The 18,461-nt window shown below is 57.2% G+C and carries 16 protein-coding genes; 9 read left to right on the forward strand and 7 right to left on the reverse strand.

All coding sequences use genetic code 11. The annotated features are described in order from the left end of the window. Positions 1-106 precede the first annotated feature (106 nt). Positions 107-1,894, forward strand: coding sequence for an assimilatory sulfite reductase (NADPH) flavoprotein subunit (locus BG910_RS11780; RefSeq protein WP_089037265.1), 1,788 nt, complete (start codon positions 107-109; stop codon positions 1,892-1,894). Positions 1,895-1,954: 60 nt separating this feature from the next. On the opposite strand, the gene BG910_RS11785 is transcribed toward BG910_RS11780, so the two are convergent. Then, positions 1,955-2,878, reverse strand: a complete 924-nt coding sequence (locus BG910_RS11785; protein WP_089037012.1) for an aldose 1-epimerase — start codon at positions 2,876-2,878, stop codon at positions 1,955-1,957. 219 nt (positions 2,879-3,097) lie between these two features. Between BG910_RS11785 and ftnA the strand changes: the two genes are divergently transcribed. Next, positions 3,098-3,589 (forward strand): non-heme ferritin, encoded by a 492-nt coding sequence (gene ftnA / locus BG910_RS11790; protein ID WP_089037013.1) that lies wholly within the window; start codon positions 3,098-3,100, stop codon positions 3,587-3,589. A gap of 116 nt (positions 3,590-3,705) precedes the next feature. Here the strand turns inward: ftnA and BG910_RS11795 are convergent, their stop codons facing one another. Continuing rightward, positions 3,706-4,815: a pseudouridine synthase gene (locus tag BG910_RS11795; protein ID WP_089037014.1), complete on the reverse strand. Its 1,110-nt coding sequence runs from the start codon at positions 4,813-4,815 to the stop codon at positions 3,706-3,708. A gap of 306 nt (positions 4,816-5,121) precedes the next feature. Beyond that, positions 5,122-5,754, reverse strand: a complete 633-nt coding sequence (gene pdxH, locus BG910_RS11800; RefSeq protein WP_089037015.1) for a pyridoxamine 5'-phosphate oxidase — start codon at positions 5,752-5,754, stop codon at positions 5,122-5,124. 116 nt (positions 5,755-5,870) lie between these two features. Here pdxH and dut point away from each other — a divergent pair, with 116 nt between their 5' ends. Continuing rightward, positions 5,871-6,323: a dUTP diphosphatase gene (gene dut / locus BG910_RS11805; protein ID WP_089037266.1), complete on the forward strand. Its 453-nt coding sequence runs from the start codon at positions 5,871-5,873 to the stop codon at positions 6,321-6,323. Between the two features lie 145 nt (positions 6,324-6,468). Here dut and BG910_RS11810 read toward each other — a convergent pair whose 3' ends face one another. From BG910_RS11810 to BG910_RS11825, 4 genes are all read right to left on the reverse strand, one after another. Continuing rightward, positions 6,469-7,659, reverse strand: a complete 1,191-nt coding sequence (locus BG910_RS11810; protein ID WP_089037016.1) for a hypothetical protein — start codon at positions 7,657-7,659, stop codon at positions 6,469-6,471. Between the two features lie 369 nt (positions 7,660-8,028). Continuing rightward, positions 8,029-9,780, reverse strand: coding sequence for an exodeoxyribonuclease V subunit alpha (recD, locus tag BG910_RS11815; protein WP_089037267.1), 1,752 nt, complete (start codon positions 9,778-9,780; stop codon positions 8,029-8,031). Between the two features lie 123 nt (positions 9,781-9,903). Next, a complete protein-coding gene (locus tag BG910_RS11820) occupies positions 9,904-10,569 on the reverse strand; it encodes a YecA family protein (protein WP_089037017.1) in 666 nt (221 codons plus the stop codon). A gap of 34 nt (positions 10,570-10,603) precedes the next feature. Further along, the gene (locus BG910_RS11825) at positions 10,604-11,392 is read right to left on the reverse strand and encodes a TrmH family RNA methyltransferase (RefSeq protein WP_089037018.1); all 789 of its coding nucleotides are present in this window, start codon (positions 11,390-11,392) and stop codon (positions 10,604-10,606) included. A 427-nt stretch (positions 11,393-11,819) separates the two neighbouring features. Between BG910_RS11825 and BG910_RS11830 the strand changes: the two genes are divergently transcribed. The 6 genes from BG910_RS11830 to cmk all read left to right on the forward strand — a co-directional run bounded on the left by BG910_RS11830 (position 11,820) and on the right by cmk (position 18,309). Then, complete coding sequence (locus BG910_RS11830) at positions 11,820-12,338, forward strand: hypothetical protein (RefSeq protein ID WP_089037019.1); 519 nt, start codon at positions 11,820-11,822, stop codon at positions 12,336-12,338. A gap of 105 nt (positions 12,339-12,443) precedes the next feature. Next, positions 12,444-13,037, forward strand: coding sequence for a hypothetical protein (locus BG910_RS11835; RefSeq protein ID WP_089037020.1), 594 nt, complete (start codon positions 12,444-12,446; stop codon positions 13,035-13,037). A 153-nt stretch (positions 13,038-13,190) separates the two neighbouring features. After that, positions 13,191-14,138: a thioredoxin-disulfide reductase gene (gene trxB, locus BG910_RS11840; RefSeq protein WP_089037021.1), complete on the forward strand. Its 948-nt coding sequence runs from the start codon at positions 13,191-13,193 to the stop codon at positions 14,136-14,138. 86 nt (positions 14,139-14,224) lie between these two features. Beyond that, a complete protein-coding gene (locus BG910_RS11845; RefSeq protein ID WP_089037022.1) occupies positions 14,225-16,216 on the forward strand; it encodes a site-specific recombinase in 1,992 nt (663 codons plus the stop codon). A 90-nt stretch (positions 16,217-16,306) separates the two neighbouring features. Beyond that, the gene (gene hemW / locus BG910_RS11850) at positions 16,307-17,497 is read left to right on the forward strand and encodes a radical SAM family heme chaperone HemW (RefSeq protein ID WP_089037023.1); all 1,191 of its coding nucleotides are present in this window, start codon (positions 16,307-16,309) and stop codon (positions 17,495-17,497) included. Between the two features lie 152 nt (positions 17,498-17,649). Beyond that, the gene (gene cmk, locus BG910_RS11855; RefSeq protein ID WP_089037024.1) at positions 17,650-18,309 is read left to right on the forward strand and encodes a (d)CMP kinase; all 660 of its coding nucleotides are present in this window, start codon (positions 17,650-17,652) and stop codon (positions 18,307-18,309) included. Positions 18,310-18,461 lie beyond the last annotated feature (152 nt).

An 18,461-nucleotide genomic window follows, 5' to 3' on the forward strand; every position in this document is an offset into this window, starting at 1 on the left:
AAATCAGGCTGTGTTTTTGCGTTTCAAACGCCGCCGTAAAACATTACCCGCCCGCCGTAAAAATTACGATAAAACGGCGGTACGCATGAGAAAAAAAGGAACCTCCATGACCCAAGTCAATCCGCTGCCTGCGGAACTTTCCGCGCAATTATCCGCCCTCTCCCCCACCCAGCTCGCGTGGCTTTCCGGCTATTGCTGGGCGCAGAGTCAGGGAACGGGCGCGGTTGCCGCTGCGCCCGCTGCGTTTGCCGACGCACCGGCCGCCGTTGCGCGCCGCGTAACCGTTTTATCCGCTTCACAAACCGGCAACGCCCGCCGCGTGGCGGAATCTTTGCAGGCCAAACTCAAGGCGGCAGGAGTGGGCGCAAACTTGGTCGGTGCGGGCGATTTCAAGAGCAAAACGCTGCCCGACGAAGACATTGTGCTGATGGTAACGTCCACGCAAGGCGAGGGCGAACCGCCCGAAGAAGCCCTGCCGCTGCACAAATTCCTGTTCGGCAAAAAAGCACCAAAGCTCGACGCGCTGACGTTTGCGGTGTTAGGTTTGGGCGATTCGTCCTACCCGAATTTCTGTCAGGCGGGCAAGGATTTCGATGCAAAATTTGCCGAACTCGGCGGAACTCGGCTGGCGGATTTGGGCGTGTGCGACTTGGATTTCCAAGCGGCGGCGGATGCGTGGGTTGATGCAGTCGTGCCGAAAGTGGCCGAACTGACCGCGCAGGCTGCCGCGCCCGCCGCCGCGGTTGCCGATGTCGCCGGCGCAGCCCAAAACGGTACGGTTTATACCAAAGAGCAGCCGTTTACCGCCGTTTTGTCGGTTCGCCAGAAAATCACTGCCCGCAACGCGGAAAAAGACGTCGAACACATCGAAATCGACTTGAGCGGCTCGGGCATCCGCTATCAGGTGGGCGACGCGCTGGGCGTGTGGCCGCTGAACGCACCGGATTTGGTCAAAGAAATTCTGGATTTGAACGGCCTCTCCGGCAGCGAAACGGTCAAACTCGCCGACGGTAAGGAAACCGATATTCAGACGGCCTTGACCGAGTTTGCCGACATTACCCAAAACACGCCCGCTTTCGTGCAGCAATACGCCGAACTTTGCGGCAATGGCGAATTGAAAGCGCTGGCCTCCGACGCAGAACAACGCGAAATCTTCTTGGCCGCCACCCCGCCCGTCGGCGTTTTAGCCGCCTATCCGCACGCTCTCGACGCGCAAACGCTGTTCGGCATCTTCCGCGCGCAAACGCCGCGCCTCTATTCCATTGCCTCTGCGCAGGACGAAGTAGGCGACGAGGTGCACCTCACCGTCGGCGTCGTGCGTTTCGACCACCACGGCCACGCCTACACCGGCGCGGCCTCGGGCTATTTGGGCGAACAGTTGGAAGAAGGCGCCACCGTGCGCGTGTTCGTCGAAACCAATCCGCATTTCCGCCTGCCCGCCAACGGCGATACGCCCGTGATTATGATCGGCGCCGGCACCGGTATTGCCCCGTTCCGCGCCTTTATGCAGCAGCGCGAGGCCAACGGCGACAGCGGCAAAAACTGGCTCTTCTTCGGCAACCAGCGCCTCTGCGACGATTTCCTCTACCAACTCGAGTGGCAGCAATACCGTAAAGACGGTCTGCTCACCCGCGCCGATTTGGCATGGAGCCGTCAGGGCGCGCAAAAAGTGTACGTGCAGCACAAAATCACGGAAAACGCCGCCGAAGTATGGGCATGGCTGCAACAGGGCGCGCACATCTATGTCTGCGGCAACGCCGCCCGCATGGCGCGCGACGTCGAAGAAGCGCTGCTCGATGTGATTGAATCGCAAGGCAAACTCAACCGCGACGAGGCTGAAGACTACCTCAACGATTTGCGCGAAGACAAACGCTATCAGCGCGATGTTTATTGATGTGATGTAAAACAAGAGGCCGTCTGAATTTCAGACGGCCTCTTGTTTTGAAACTATCCGCTATCTTGCTTCCAAAACATAGCGCGTTTCAAACCGTTTTTCCTGCTGCGGCTGCAATACCGCCAACCCCATGCCGTTGTTGAAACAGTCCGGCGCACCGCTGAGGTTTTCCAGCGCGATACTGTCGCGTTCGGGTGGAATGTAGATTTGCAGGTAGGGATAGCTTTCGCCCGCGAAAATGCTCAGGCGCAGTTTGTCGCCGGTCAAAACGCAGGCGGCGGTTTGGTGGCCGTTTAAAACAAAACTGTTGTCCAATTCAATACCGCGAAGGCTTGAGGCCGTCTGAAAATGCGTGTCTGCGACAGTTTCGCCGTTGGGCACCAAATCTTGGTCGAACACCAGCCGCGTCGCGCTGTTGGTTTGCAGCGTCCAATCATCCGCACGGCCGCCGAGCGTGAAATACGGATGCCAGCCGTCAGCCAGCGGCATGGCGGTTGGGCCGGTATTTTTCGCGACGGTGGCAACGGTAAGGCCGTCCGAATCCAAATGGTAGCTGACGGTGAGGCGGTAGGGAAAGGGGAAACCGCCGTCTTCGCCGCTGTAATCGGCAGCTATTTTTACCCACGCGGCTTGGCCGTCTGCGCCACTGCCGATGAGTGAGAATTTTGCGTCAAACATCAAGCCGTGCACCGCATGGCCCGCAATGAAGAATTTGCCACACCTGTATTTACTTCCCCGAAATTCATAGCCGCCGTTGCGGATGCGGCAGGCAAACGGGCTGAGTTTGGCACTGTGAAAACCGCCGGTCAGCGTTTCGCGGCTGTGTTGCGGGCTTTGATAGGCTTTGACGGCGTTGAAACGGCTGCCGTCGCGCAAAACGGTCTCATAGCGGTTTAACAGGCCGCCCGAAAGATAGATTTCGGCTTGGGTCCGGTCGGGTGCAGTCAGGATGATGCGTTCGGAATCGGTGTTGCAAATAAACATAGTTACTTTCGTTTTATAAATAAAATCAGACGGCTAAAAGCGTTTTATCAAAAGTTCCCACGAATTTTGAGAAAAGTCATTCTTATTTGACTCCGCTCAAGCAAGAAACGGATATATCTCAGGGATATCTCAGACGGCTTTACGGCATTTTGGCGCAAAGCGTAAGATGCAGATGAAGCCTCAATGAGGTTTGAAAACAGTCAAACAAGGAGAGAAAAAATGTTATCAGCAAATGTTGTCAAATTGCTCAACCAACAGATGAATCAGGAAATGGTTTCCAGCAACCTCTACCTGCAAATGTCGGCTTGGTGCGACAGCAAAGGTTACGAAGGCGCGGCGGATTTTTTGAAAGCCCATGCTGACGAGGAAATGGGTCATGCCCGCAAACTCTTTGATTATCTTCACGAAACCGGCGCAGCCATCGAAGTCGGCGCCATTGCCGCCCCGAAAACCGAATACGCCGGTTTGCGCGAAGTTTTCCAAGAAGTGTTTGAACACGAGCTGGAAGTAACCGCCAAAATCAACGCTTTGGTTTCCGCCACTTGGGACGAAAAAGACTATTCGACCTTCAACTTCCTGCAATGGTACGTTGCCGAGCAACACGAAGAAGAGCATCTCTTCCGCACCATTTTGGAAAAAATCGACATCATCGGCACCAACGGCAACGGCCTTTACCACGTTGACCGTGATTTGGGTCAGATGAAAGGTTGATTTTAAGCTGCAACAAAACCCGCTTGGATAAAGCGGGTTTTGTTTTGTTTTGCAGTTTTGAGTTTTCAGACGGCCTCAGATCTTGCAAAACCCGCAAATGCCGTCTGAAAAACCGTTTACTTCCGCCGTTTCCGTTCCCCGGGCAGCCGCATGTCCGCCCATTTCACAATATTCGCTACTTCCGCGGGGTTCAGCTCGTAAAACTGGCCGCGTTTCAAGCGGTTGGGCAGACCGATGGGGCCGAAGCCGACGCGCACGAGGCGGCTGACGGTCAAGCCCTGACTCTCGAAAATACGGCGTACTTCGCGGTTGCGGCCTTCTTTAATGACTACGTTATACCATTTGTTCGCGCCCTCGCCGCCCTGCTCCCAAATCCGTTCGACCTTCGCCAAACCGTCTGCCAGCATCACGCCTTCTTCGGTCAAAACGCGCATCTGCCCGGTCGTCAGCCCGCCCAACACGCGTACGGCGTATTCGCGTTCCACCTCGAAACTCGGGTGGGCAAAACGCTGCACCAACTCACCCGAAGTGGTCAGAATCAGCAAACCGCTGGTGTTGATGTCCAAACGCCCGATGGCGACCCAGCGGCTGCTGGCGGCCTGCGGCAGGCGGTCGAAAATGCTCACGCGCCCCTGCGGATCGTCGCGCGAAACGATTTCGCCTTCCTGTTTGTAATACAAAATGATGCGCGGCAGGCGGTCGGCCCATTTGAGCTTGATAATATTGCCTTTCACGGTAACGTGGTCTTCGGGCGTCACTTTTTCACCCAATTCGGCCACACGGCCGTTGACCGTTACCCAGCCGTTTTGAATCCACTCTTCCATTTCGCGGCGCGAACCCACACCCGACGCGGCCAGAATCTTCTGCAAACGCTCCGGCCCCGCGCGCGACAAATCGCTGCGGCGCTCTTTCAAATCGCGGGCGTGTTCCATGATTTTCTGGTTCGGATTGCGCACCACCAGTTTTTTCGCCTTGGAAACGCGCTGTTTCGGCGCGCCCTGCCCCGTTTCCTTGAGGCCGTCTGAAACTGCGTTGCCGCGCGGATTCGGCTGCGCTTTGCGGTTTTGGAACCCGCTGTCCGCCGCACCTGCGCGTTTGCCGCGGGGCCGGTCGTCCGCCTTGCGGGAGGATGTTTTGGAAAACGGTTTTTTCGGGGATTTTTTTGCTGCGGATTCCGGCGCTACGCCGTCGCGCCATTGGCGTTTGCTGACTGTTTTTTTAGACATTTGAAAGACTCCTAACGCGCCTGATTGGCTCGGCAAACCGGCGGTTCTTCTGCGGCGGATGCGGCAGGTTTGGGTTGGAAATAAAAGATAACACAGCAACTCCGCAGCCTCCTGCAGGCCGGGCTCGGTTGGTAAGCTGTCGAACCATTAGCCCGGCTGCAAACATTCAAAATGCTGTGCTGAAGCCCGGCCTACGAAGTTGCCTTGAATTTAAAAGGCCGTCTGAAAAACCGTTGTAAAACTTTTCAGACGGCCTCTGAAAACGAAGCGGGATTCTACCCTATTCCATTGAATCCGTGCGGAAAATTACGGCGACAAACGCTCTTTAATCCAACTGCCGTCAAGCAAACGGTATTGGATGCGGTCGTGCAGGCGGCTCGGGCGACCCTGCCAGAATTCGATGCGGTCCGGCACCACGATATACCCGCCCCAATGCGGCGGACGCGGGACGTGCAACGGATGTTTCGCGCCGACTGCCGCCGCTTTCGCTACCAAAACCGCCTTGCTCGACAAAACTTCGCTCTGTGCGCTTGCCCACGCGCCGATTCGGCTGGTGTAGGGGCGGCTGTCGAAATATTCGTCGGACGCCGCCGCATCGAGTTTCTCAATCCGCCCTTCAATCCTGACCTGCCGCTCGAGTTCCGGCCAGAAAAACGTCATCGCGGCAAACGGATGCGCGTCAAACGACCGCCCCTTGCGGCTTTGGTAATTGCTGAAAAACACAAACCCGCGCGGGTTCACTTCCTTGAGCAAAACCATGCGGCTGTTCGGCCGGCCGTCTTCGTCCACCGCCGCCACATTCACCGCCGTCGGCTCATTGACCTCCGATTTTACCGCCTCGTTAAGCCATTGTTCAAATTGAACAATCGGGTCGGCATGGCATTCCGTTTCCGACAATTCGCGCTTGCTGTAATCCTGACGGATGTTGTGTAAATCCATAAAATCCTCCTTTTTCGATCAATCAACGCCATCATACGCTTTTTCAGACGGCCTTAGAAAGCCCGAGGGCGGAGATTGTGTATAATTCCCGCCAACCGAAACCGAAAGGAACCATCATGCAAACCGAAGTCGAACTGAAAATCCTCAATCCCAAAATGGCCGAATACCTGCCCGCCTACGCCACCGCCGGTTCCGCCGGCCTCGACCTGCGCGCCTGTCTGGACGCCGACGTTACCCTTCAGCCGGGCGAAACCTATCTCGTGCCGACAGGTCTGGCCGTCCACCTCGCCAATCCCGCTTACGCCGCCGTTTTGCTGCCGCGCTCGGGGCTGGGACACAAACACGGCATCGTGCTCGGCAACCTCGTCGGCCTGATTGACTCGGATTATCAGGGCGAACTGAAAGTGTCACTGTGGAACCGCGGAAGCGAAGCGTTTACCGTCAAGCCGCTGGAACGCATCGCGCAAATGGTCATCGTACCCGTCGTTCAGGCCGCATTTAAAGTGGTGGACGAATTTGCCGCCAGCGACCGCGGCGAAGGCGGATTCGGCAGCACGGGCAAGGCGTAGCTGCTTGAAAACTAAGGCCGTCTGAACGTATCGGTACTTTCAGACGGCCTTTGGGATTTGCCGTCAAACCGTCTGAAAAACCCCTCCCTTAAACAACAAAACAGGCAGAAGAAACCCCTCTGCCTGTTTTTTCTGCATCCGCCGTTTAGAATTTGTATTCCAACTGACCGCGGATGACGTTGACGTCTTGTTTTTCCGTGCCCACAGTTGCGGTAACTTGTTTGCCGCGCAGGTAGAACGCGTTGAATTTCCAGTCTTTCCACGGCACGAAGTTGGCGCCGATTTGTACGCCCTGCACGTTTTTGCTGTAATCCTCAACCGAAGACACGCCCGAAAGCGGGCCGACGCGGCGGTAGTTTAAGAAAATGTCGTAGGAATTGCGCACTTTCCAGTCGGCCAGTTTGTAGCGCACTTGGGTAAACACGCCGTCATTTTTGATTTTCCGGCCGGCGTCGTTGTAGGCTTTAATGTTGGATTTGCTCACCGCAGCCATCCAGCGCCAATCGTCGTTGAATTTCACATCGGTGCCGATTTCGCCGAATACGGCGTTTTTGGCGTCTTGATTTGCGCCGATGTCCACGTCTTTCATGTAGCTGACGGTGGCGCCGACATTGATGTTTTCATTGATCGGCAGCGTGCTTTGGATGGTGGCAAACTGTTTGCGGCGTCCGCCGATGCCCCATGCATTATCGTTCAGATTGCCGGTGCGGCGGCCTGCGACGATTTTGGTCGGCAGCACTTTGTTGTCGAAGAAAAGTTCGCCGCCGGTCACTTCGGTATCCCAAATGCGGCCGTATGAAGAGAATGCGCCGAATTTACCGACGCGGGCTTTCAGGCTGGCATTGTCGCTGAAGTTGTAAACCGTACCTTCGCCGTAGAGTTTGACCATCGGGATGTCATGGTCTCCACGCATTTTGCCGGTTTCCAAATCCCAGTTCGGCTCGATTTGCAGAACGGCTTTCCAGTCTTTATAGAGTTTGGCGCGGAACCACAGGCTGGCGTTGAATTCGCTGTGGGTGTCGGTCGGTGTCGGATTGGTGGAAGAATTATTGGCATTGATGTCTTTGCTGTCCACGCGCAGGCGCAGCTCGGGGTTGATGGTGACGATGTCGTTGAACAGGCTGATTTTGTCTTCGTCTTTGCGGATAAACGCGCCGTCGTTGATGTTGTCGTTGGAGACGACGGAGGCGGGCGTGCCTGCGCCGGAGTTGACATAGTCCCCGGTCGGAGACATGGCGGCCGCGTCGCGCACAGTGTCGGCAGGTGCTGCGAGGGCGACGGCGGGAACGGTGGCAAATGCGGCGCAGATTAAGGCAAAATTGGTTTTGAGTTTCATAGAAATCTCCAAAGGTAAAAGGCAAGAAGTTTATGTTTTTCCGCTAAGGCCGTCTGAACGATTTTTCAGACAGCTTGGCGGCATGAAGTGAAAGACCTACTGATGCGCTTTTATGACGTTTTTGTCATTCGGTTACAAAATCTGCCCGAATTTTTTGGTATTTTAAGTAAACTTACTTACATTCCGTAACTTACCTGTCGGCAATCCTATGTAGCCAGACAGATTGCGTCAAGAAAATTTTACAAGAATTAAAAAAGAACGCAGGAGGTTTGACCGAAGTCAATTCCCGCTTCCTGCGCCCATGCCGTTTTGTGCCGATATTTATGCAAAACTACTTTTACGGTCTGCCTTAACCCGGCCGTCTGAAATTTAATTTCCTTTAAAACAATCCCCAATCATATCCGCCAGCGCCGTCTGCCGCTTTTTGCGCGTCTCAACCGCCGCCGTCCACTCGTTTTTCCCGCCCCAAAACACAAATTTCTCCCGCGCGCGGGTAATCGCGGTATAGAGCAGCGCGTTGTTCAGCCCCGACAAAACATCGTCTTCGTCCGTATCCGCCGCCGGTGCGCCGCCCGATGGCGGCAGCAGCCAGACCTCGCCGTATTCCGAACCCTGGCTTTTGTGCACCGTCATCGCAAACGCCGGTTCATACGGCGGCAGGCGGCTGACGGGGATTTTTTTCAGGCCGTCTGAAACCTTGAAATACGCCGCGAGGCCGTCTGAATCCGCATTGGGCATCATCAGGCCGATGTCGCCGTTAAACAGATCCAGCCCGTAATCGTTGCGCGTCACCATCAGCATCTGCCCCGCATACCACGGCACATCCGCGCGGGCGCGTTTTTCCAGCATCAGGCGGTTGAGATAGGCTTCGTTGAACGCCGCCGCGTCTTTGCGCCACGCCGCGAGTACGACCACGTCCGCCGCGTGTTTGAAGGCCGTCTGAACATCTCCGGCGTCCACCGCCCGCCAATAGGCCGCGTGTTTGCGGTAAAGCAGCGCCGCCTGCTGTTTGGGCGTACCCGCCATCACCGCCAAATGCTCGGGAAATTTGTCGAACTGCGCCCATGCTTCTTCGCTCTGCCCCGCCACCACCGCGCGTGCGAGGCAGCCGATGCCGCTGTCGGCGCCGAAACGGTGGCTGACGGTCAGCGCAGCGGTATTTTGCGCCAGCGCGGGCGGATGTCCGGCCGTCTGAAAACCGTGTTCGGGCAGATATTCGCGCAAACGGCGGTCGGTTTCGGCGTCCAACACCGTTTCCCGCGCCAGCGCCGCCAACACTGCGCCCACGCCCACCGAGGGCAGTTGGAACGGATCGCCGAGAAACACCAGGCGGCAGCCCGTCGGCACCGCGCGCAGCAAATCCAAAAGCAGCGAAACGTCCAGCATCGACGCCTCATCAACCACCAGCATATCCAGCGGCAGCGGATTTTGCGCATCAAACGCCGGCCGCATCTGCGGCGGGCGCAGCTTCAGCAGGCGGTGCACCGTTTTGCCTTCCAGAGCCGCCAGATGCGTTTTGGTTTCAGACGGCATCTCGAATTTTTCCAGCGCCTGATGCAGCGCCCGCGCCATATGCGCCGCCGCCTTGCCCGTCGGCGCCGCCAGCGCGATGCGCGGCAGCTTGGCCGAATTGGCGCACACCAAACCCAGCAGTTTCGCCACCGTCGTCGTCTTGCCTGTACCCGGCCCGCCCGTAATCAGCATAAACGGCTTGATCAACGCCAGCGCCGCCGCATCGCGCTGCCCTTCGCTACCCTTGTCTGCAAACCAGTTTTGCAGGTTTTGCGCCGTCTGCATCCAATCCACTTCCGGCGCAGGCGCTTCGGCCAGCCGTTTGATTTCTGCCGCCAAATCCTGCTCGAGCTGCCAAAGCCGTCCTAAAAACAAACGGTTGCCCGCCAAAACCAAAGGCGAACCCGCGCCGCCGACCAACCCGCCGCAACGCCGCAACGCCGCCGCATCGCCATCGCTGATGCGGACAAACGAATGCCCGTTTTGCAGCGCATTGAAAAGCTGCACGACAAACGGCGACGCCACACCCGCCACGTCGGGGGCAAAGTTTTCGATAAAACGCGTCGCAGCGGCGGCGGGACTGAGATAAAAATGTTCGGGATCTTGCATGACTGTCGCTTTTCTCTGTCGGAACGGCGGTTTGACTAAAAAATACGGGCGGGTATCAACCCCGCCCTGCATCCGGCCTGCCCGGACGTTTCGGTTTTAAACGCAGAAGGCCGTCTGAAAAATTCACAGCAGCTTGCCGCAGCAGGCTTTGTATTTCTTGCCGCTGCCGCACGGGCAAGGATCGTTGCGGCCGATTTTTGCGGCTTTGCGGCAGTAGGTTTGCGGTTTGTTGATGACGGCCTGCCAATAGAAATAGATGTCGAGCAAAACGTGCGGCAGTTCGGATTCGAGTTCGGTCAGTTCGCTTTCGGTCAGGTGCAGGATGACTTCGCCGTTTTGTTCTTCGTCGTAAATGCCGCCCAGCGCCATAATCGGGTAAAACAAATCTTCAAATTCTTCTTGGGCAATGGTTTCAAACCAGTCGGTCGGCACGACGTCGAGCGCGTAGAGATAGGCGTTGCACCAGGTGTAGAAATCGGGATTGCCCGCATCGTCTTCGTAAAGCCACAAATCGGGCAGCATTTTCGCTTGGAGTTTGCTGCGCATATCGGTGGCCAGCGCGATGACGAGACGTTCGACTTCGCTGCGCTCTTTGGCATCGAACAACGATTCGTCGCCCAATACTTCGGGCAACCAGTCGTTGGGATTTAAGGCGTCGGGACCGCTCAAAAGCGCGGTCATAAACGCCTGCACTTCGTCGCAGCGCATGGTGTTGTGTTCCAGCGATTTTTCGTCCAAGAGCGCCATCAGGCGCGTGCGCGCAGTTTGGTCGAAGGTTGGAATTTGCATGATCAATCCTTGATTTTAAAGTGTTTTAATATTTTCAGACGGCCTGAATGCGCTGGCGCATCTGTTCAAACAGGCAAACCGTCGCGGCCATTGCGGCGTTGAGCGATTCGGTCTGCCCGAGCATGGGAATGCGCACACAGCCGTCGGCGGCGGCAATCAGCGCAGCATCCACGCCGCTGCCTTCGTTGCCGAAAATCCACGCGGCGGGCGCGGTGAGCTTCATTTCATAGAGATTCTGCGGATTGCCGCTGTCCAAAGCCGTGGCCCAAACGGGCGCGCGGTAATGCTGCCGCCAATCGGCAAGATCGACATCGGTATGAAGTGCCAACAGGAAATGCGCCCCCATGCCCGCGCGCAATACTTTCGGCGACCAGACGTCGGCGCAACCGCGCCCCAAGACGATTTGCCGGACGCCCGCCGCCGCGGCGCTGCGCAGTATGGTGCCGACATTACCCGGATCTTGCAGGCGGTCGAGTATCACGCAGTCGCCCGTTTGCGGTAGATTGCCGGGTTTCGGAATCTTTACCAGCGTCATGATTTCGTCGCCGTCGGTCAGGCTGCCGGCTTTGGCCAAAAGGCCGTCTGAAACCTGCGTCAGCAATGATTCGGGCAGTTTACCGGCCAGCCTGCGGATTTCACGATTGGCGGTTTTGGCCTCGGGCAGGTAAACCTGCTCGGGAACAATCCCTGCCCGAAGGCAGGCGTCTAAAAGGTGCACTCCCTCCAGCACGGCCTGCCCGCCCTCCCGCCGCGCTTTGGCTTGGGAGAGCAGTTTGCCGAGGTGTTTGATTTGGCTGTTTTGGACGGAGGTAATCAATTTCATGGAGGCATTATAGCGGTTTTCAGACGGCACGGGCGGCAGAAAATGCCGCAGTTGTTTTCAGACGGCATATTGTGTACACAACCATACAGAAAGAAAAATAATATTTATACATTTCAATATATTATTAACAATTCGGCAAAATTTTCCGCGCAAGGCTTGAATGTGCCCGATTTCTTGTTTTAGACTAACCCGCATCCGTCAACCAAACCGTTTGATGAAATCATGAACACCCGTTTCCGCCCGTCTGCTTATTATTATTGGTACCCCACAAAAGTGCGGTACTTTTTTGCGCTTGTCTGAGAATACAGACGTTTGAAGCAGATGCGAAACAGAGCCGCCGATTTTTTCAGGCGGTTTTTTGTATTTGTGCGATTGCTGTCTGAAACCGCCTCCCCGACCCGACACACTAAAAACAAGGAGCAATCACATGAAAACCGCCGCCCGACGCCTCCCTGCCGCCCCCGTCCTCAAACCCGAAGCGCTGCACCGCTTTGCCCTGATTGTCGACGGCAACGCCCACCGCTCCGATTTGTGTGGTGCCGCCCTGCCCGATACGCCGCATCCTGCGCTCAGCGAGGCGCTTATTCCGCAAATCCGCACTGTTGCCACCTTGATTGCCGCCGCCCGCCACGATTTCGGCAGCCGCAGCCCCGGCGTCTTTACCGAAGAAGCCGATTTTTTCGCCGCCCGCATTTTAGTATTGGGCGCACGCCGCTTCCATCTCGACATTACGCTCGTTCCCATGCTCAACACCGCCAACCGCCGCGCCCGCGAATTTGCGCAGCGCCACGGCCTGCCGTTTGCCCCCGCCGAAATCCGCATGAGCCTCAACGCCGGCCGGCCGGCCAACCTGCTGATTATCGAAAGCTGCCGCCATGCGGAAAACATCGGCAGTCTGGTCGAAAACAGCCGTGCGTTTGCCGCAAACCTGCCCTTTGCCGTCTGAAAAACCGACAAACCCGTAAATCCGCCCGCAAACACGCTTGATAAATTCCCAATCCGCACCATATAGAGCGCTGACTACCTTCCAACCACCCCGACAGGATAAACAATGAAAAAAATCCTTGCCTTAGCCGCCGTAACCGCTTTTGCGCTTGCCGCGTGCAAAGACAATACGCAAGCCCAGCTCGAGCAGCAGCAGAAGCAGATTGAAGCTTTGCAGCAACAGCTTGCCCAACAAGGCGCCGCTGCCGCGCAGGACAACACCGTTTACCAGCTCGCTGCCAGCGCGGTCAAAGATACCATTCCCGCCGAAGCGCTTGCCAACAACGGCAACGGCCAGCCCGTAACCGGCAGCGACGGCCAGCAGTATATCTACGACCAGTCCAGCGGAAGCTGGCTGTTGCAAAGCCTTGTCGGCGCGGCTGCGGGCGCGTTTATCGGCAACGCTTTGGCCAACAAATTCACCCAGGCGAAAAACCAAAACAGCCCGATCGCCCAACGCGCGCGCAACAGCTACTACCAAACCGCCCGCCCGAATGCGCGCACGACGCAGCAGCTCAACACCCGTACCGTTCCTGCGCAAAACCGCGCCGCCGCCGGCAATCCGCAATACCGCCAAACCCAAAACGCGCCGTCAAACTACCGCCGTCCGGCGACTGTCCGCCGCAGCGGATTCGGTCGCGGGTTCGGCCGCAGACGTTAAGCGCATAACAGAGGCCGTCTGAATTTCAGACGGCCTGAGGCGTATATTCCGTTTGTTGGATTTTTTGACGGCAAACGTCTTTCCTACACCGCTTTTCAGACGGCCTGAAAAGCCATGCCGTCTGAAATCCCGTTTTCAAATGAAGGAATCCCCATGAGCAAACACCACAAACTCATCATTTTAGGCTCCGGCCCCGCCGGCTATACCGCCGCCGTTTACGCCGCGCGCGCGAATCTGAATCCGGTGATCATCACCGGCATCGAACAGGGCGGGCAGCTGATGACGACCACCGAAGTCGATAACTGGCCGGCCGATGCCGAGGGCGTGCAAGGCCCTGAATTGATGGCGCGTTTTCTGGCGCATGCAGAGCGTTTCGGCACGGAAATGGTGTTCGACCAAATCCATACCGTCGATCTGCAAAACCGCCCGTTTACCCTCAAAGGCGACATGGGCGAATACACTTGCGACGCGCTGATTGTCGCCACGGGCGCGTCGGCCAAATATCTGGGTTTGCCGTCTGAAGAAACCTTTGCCGGCAAAGGCGTGTCGGCCTGCGCGACCTGTGACGGTTTTTTCTATAAAAAACAAGATGTTGCTGTAGTCGGCGGCGGCAATACGGCGGTGGAGGAAGCGCTTTATCTCGCCAACATCGCCAACACCGTCACCCTAATCCACCGCCGCGACACGTTCCGCGCGGAAAAAATCATGGTCGAAAAACTGATGAAGCGCGTGGAAGAAGGCAAAATCGTGCTGAAATTAAACGCCGCGCTCGAAGAAGTTTTGGGCGACGACAGCGGCGTAACCGGCGCGCGCCTGAAGTTTAACGACGGCACAAGCGAAGACATCGCCGTAAAAGGCGTGTTTATCGCCATCGGACACAAACCGAACACCGACATTTTCAAAGGCCAGCTCGATATGGACGAAACCGGCTACCTGAAAACCAAAGGCGGCACGGGCGACAACGTCGGCGCGACCAACATCGAAGGCGTTTGGGCGGCGGGCGACGTGAAAGACCACACCTACCGCCAAGCCATCACCAGCGCGGCTTCCGGCTGCCAAGCCGCTTTGGATGCGGAACGCTGGCTGGACAGTTTGAACTAAGTGTTCCGTTAAAACCCAAGGCCGTCTGAAAATGCGGTTTTCAGACGGCCTTCCCCTATTTCCGCTCCTAAAAAACACCCCACACCATGCACAGAATCACGCCGAAAAACCTTCCTGCCCTGCTCGACCAACACATCGACGACACCGATTTTGTGTTGGTGTTGAACGCGTTGGTCTGCTTTTTGCGCCGCGGCGGACGGAAAAACGCGTTTGCCCGTTTCGACCGCTTCATTGAGGTTTTGCAGCGCGACAAAGCCTTATGCCGCCGTTTCGGCAACCGTTTCCATGCTTGGCTGGCGGAAGTTCACACCGTGCCCGCGCTGGTGAAACTCGGCATTTTCTCGCGCGACAGTTTTCTGCGTGAAACCGCCGTGCGCATTTACGAGCGTTTCAGCCCGTCTTACAAGGATTTCGGCAATCTGCGCGAAGTGTTTCTCTATCTTTTCCACAGCGGAAACGACGAAAAATGGCTGGGAGGCATTTCCCTGCGCCAATGGCTGAAATGCTACCGCCTGATTTGCCGGAACACCGAACCCGCGCTGGTTCAGACGGCCTCGCGCCATATCGGCGAAGCGCGCTTGAGGGCGATGGAACTTTTATCCGTCTGGATTGCCGCCGAGGCGCTCGAACCCGAGCTTATCCGCCTTGAGCCACGCATTTTGGAAACCGATTCGGCCTTTATCGCGCTGCAACGCGAGGTGTCGAAACTGGTCGAACACAGCCGCGAACACGACCATCCGTATGATGCCGCGCATCTGGAAGTGATGTTCGACCAATGCCAAACCCAAGTCGATCACCTGCGCCGCAGGGGTACGGGCGCAGGCTCTGGTTCGTCGGTCAAAGTCGCCCACCTTTTGGAACGCCTGCAACAAACCTTAGGCCGTCTGAAAATCCTCATCCGTATCCAAAACCGGCCCGCCCAGCGCCGCCGCTTTTCCATCACGCTGCTGGGCGGCATGGTTGACGCCGCCGTCAAACAGCACAGCACGCGCGAGTTGCGCAAAAGCAGCATCAAAATGCTCGCCCGCAGCATCACCGAAAACAAAAGCCACCACGGCGGCCACTACATCACCCGCACCCGCAAAGAATACTGGAATATGCTCTATTCCGCCGCGGGCGGCGGCGTAGTCATCGCCCTGATGGCCTTGCACAAAATCCACATCGGCGCTTTGGGTTACAGCGAATTTGCCACCTCCCTGCTCGCGGGTTTGAACTACGGCTTCGGCTTCATGCTGATTCACGTTCTGCACATGACCGTCGCCACCAAACAGCCCGCCATGACTGCCGCCAGTTTTGCCGAACAGGTCGATTTGAACGAACGCGGCCGCGCCGTGGACAACAAACTCGCCAAACTCCTCATCGATGTAAGCCGTTCGCAAAGCGTCGCCGTGTTCGGCAACGTCAGCTTGGCGATACTTGTCGCCGGCATCGTTTCCGCCGCCTACGCCCACACATTCCACGCGCCGCTGCTCTCCGCCGCCGACAGCGCTTACCAGCTCGAATCGGTCGAACTCCTGACCCGCCCTACCCTCTGGTATGCTGCCATTGCCGGCGTCTGGCTGTTTTGCTCCGGCATCATCGCCGGCTTTTTCGATAACCGCGCCGACTACCTCGACCTGCGCAACCGCCTGACCGTCAACCCGCTTTTGCGCAAAATCCTGCCGACCAAAATCCGCCGCGTCTTTGCCGCTTACATTCACGCCCACTACGGCTCGCTCGCCGGCAACTTCATCTTCGGCATGCTCTTGGGCATGACCGGCTGGCTCGGCCACGCCCTCGGCCTGCCGCTCGACATCCGCCACGTCGCCTTCTCCTCCGCCAACTTAGGCTACGCCGCCGTCAGCAGCCACATCGGCTTTACCGCCTTCCTCTACGGCATGGCCGGCGTACTCACCATCGGGCTGGTCAACCTCATTGTCAGCTTCCACCTCGCCCTCTACGTCGCCCTGCGTTCGCGCGGCACCGAAATCGGCAGCATCGGCAAACTGCTGAAAAGCCTGTGGGTGCAGATTAGAGCCAACCCGCTGCTGCTGGTTTATCCCGTTCAGACGACCGGGAAAAACAGCAGCGTAAAATAATACTGCAAGCTGCGCCTTCCCGCCGAACCGGCAAAATACCGAATCACGATTATTAACTGTTTTCAGACGGCCTTTCCCGGCCAAACCGCCATGACCACCATCACCTTCCCCCGTCCCACCCGCCTGAGCGCTCTGCCGCCGCTATCGCTCTATATCCATATTCCGTGGTGCATCAAAAAATGTCCGTATTGCGACTTCAATTCCCACAGCCTGAAAAACCTGCAAAACGGCCTGCCCGAAGCGGATTACGTTGCCGCGCTGCTGACCGACCTGCAAACCGAGCTGCCGCACGTCTGGGGGCGCAAGGTCGAAACGGTCTTTATCGGCGGCGGCACGCCCAGTCTGTTTTCCGCCGACGCTATCGCGCGCCTGCTCAGCGGCATCCGCGCGCTGCTGCCGCTCCAGCCCGACGCGGAAATCACGTTGGAAGCCAATCCGGGCACGTTTGAAATTGAAAAATTCAAAGGTTTTAAAGACGCGGGCATCACGCGGCTCTCCATTGGTGTGCAGAGTTTCGACGATGAAATGCTCCAACGGCTCGGACGCGTACACAACGGCGGCGAGGCATTGGCAGCCATTGATACTGCTTTGAATTTATTTGAAAAAGTCAACATAGACTTGATGTATGCCCTGCCGCACCAAACCGTTCAGACAGCCTTAAGCGACGTCCAAACCGCCATCGCCACGGGCGCCGGCCACATCAGCGCCTATCATCTGACGATGGAACCGAACACGCCCTTCGGCCACACGCCGCCGCAGGGTTTGCCGCAGGACGATGCCGCGCTCGACATCGAAGACGCCGTTCACGGCGCGTTGGCTCAGGCCGGTTTCCGCCACTACGAAACTTCCGCGTTTGCCCGCGCCGGCAAAGAATGCCGCCACAACCTCAATTATTGGCAGTTTGGCGACTACCTCGGCATCGGCGCGGGCGCGCACGGCAAAATCTCACACCACGACCGCATCGGGCGCACCGTACGCCGCCGCCACCCGACCGAATACCTCGCCGCCATGCAGCACAGCCCCGCTGCCGCTGTCGAGCGCAAAAACATTGCCGAGGGTGATTTGGCGTTTGAATTCATGATGAACGCCCTGCGCCTCACCGACGGCGTTCCAGCCGCCCTGCTCGAAGAACGAACCGGCATCAGTACTGCGCAAATCATGGTGCAAATCGAAACCGCCCGCCGCAAAGGGCTGCTCGAACCCAACCCGACGGTGTTCAGGCCGTCTGAAAAAGGGCTGCTGTTTTTGAATGATTTGTTGCAGTGTTTTTTAGCAGATTAAAAAGTTTGGGCGGCCCAAAATGCCGTCTGAAATTTTCCGCCTGCGGTATTTTGCGGATAGAACCGGCCGGTCAAACACCGGGCTTATGCTTTTGTTTATAATGCGGGTAAATGTGCCGTTTCAGACGGCAGACTCAAACCGGAAAGTAAAACATGACAGAACGACAAAAAGTAATCGCCATCGACGGGCCGAGCGCATCGGGCAAGGGAACGGTGGCTTCGCGCGTGGCGGCGGCGCTGGGTTTCGATTATCTCGACTCCGGCGCGCTTTACCGCCTGACGGCGCTGTTTGCGCAGAAAAAATGCGTGGAATGGTCGGACGGCGCGGCGGTTGCGGCTTTGGCCGAGTCGCTTCCTGCGCGCTTTGACGGACAGCAGGTGTTTTTGGACGGCGAAGACGTTTCGGCGCAAATCCGCACCGAAGCCATCGGTATGGGCGCATCGGCGGTGGCGCAGGTGCCTGAGGTGCGTCAGGCGCTGTTGCAGCGGCAGCGCGATTTTCTGACGGATAAAGGCTTGGTGGCCGACGGGCGCGACATCGGTTCGGTTATTTTTCCAAACGCGGCGGTAAAGATTTTTCTGACGGCAAGCGCGCAGGTTCGCGCCGAGCGCCGTGCCAAACAAATCGGCCTGCCTTGTGAGGGCGTGGCGTTTGACCGCATTCTGGCCGACATCAAGGCGCGCGACGAAGCCGACCGCCGCCGTGCAGTTGCGCCGCTGGTTCAACTTCCTGATGCGCACTTACTTGATACAACGCAATTAAGCATCGAGGAATCGGTAAAAAAAGTGCTTGATTGGTATAGCAAAGTTTAGCGGTTGCTGTATAATTCCGCTGTCTCTTTTCAGACGGCCTGCTGCTGTTTTTTCAGGGAAGGCCGTCTGAAATATTTTTCCAACCTGCCGCGCCAAGGGCGGCAGGTATTTTGCAACCAACCCGCACCCCTTGGCGGTGTACCGAAAAGAGA

It is taken from the genome of Neisseria chenwenguii (assembly GCF_002216145.1).
Classification (GTDB): Bacteria; Pseudomonadota; Gammaproteobacteria; order Burkholderiales; family Neisseriaceae; genus Neisseria; species Neisseria chenwenguii.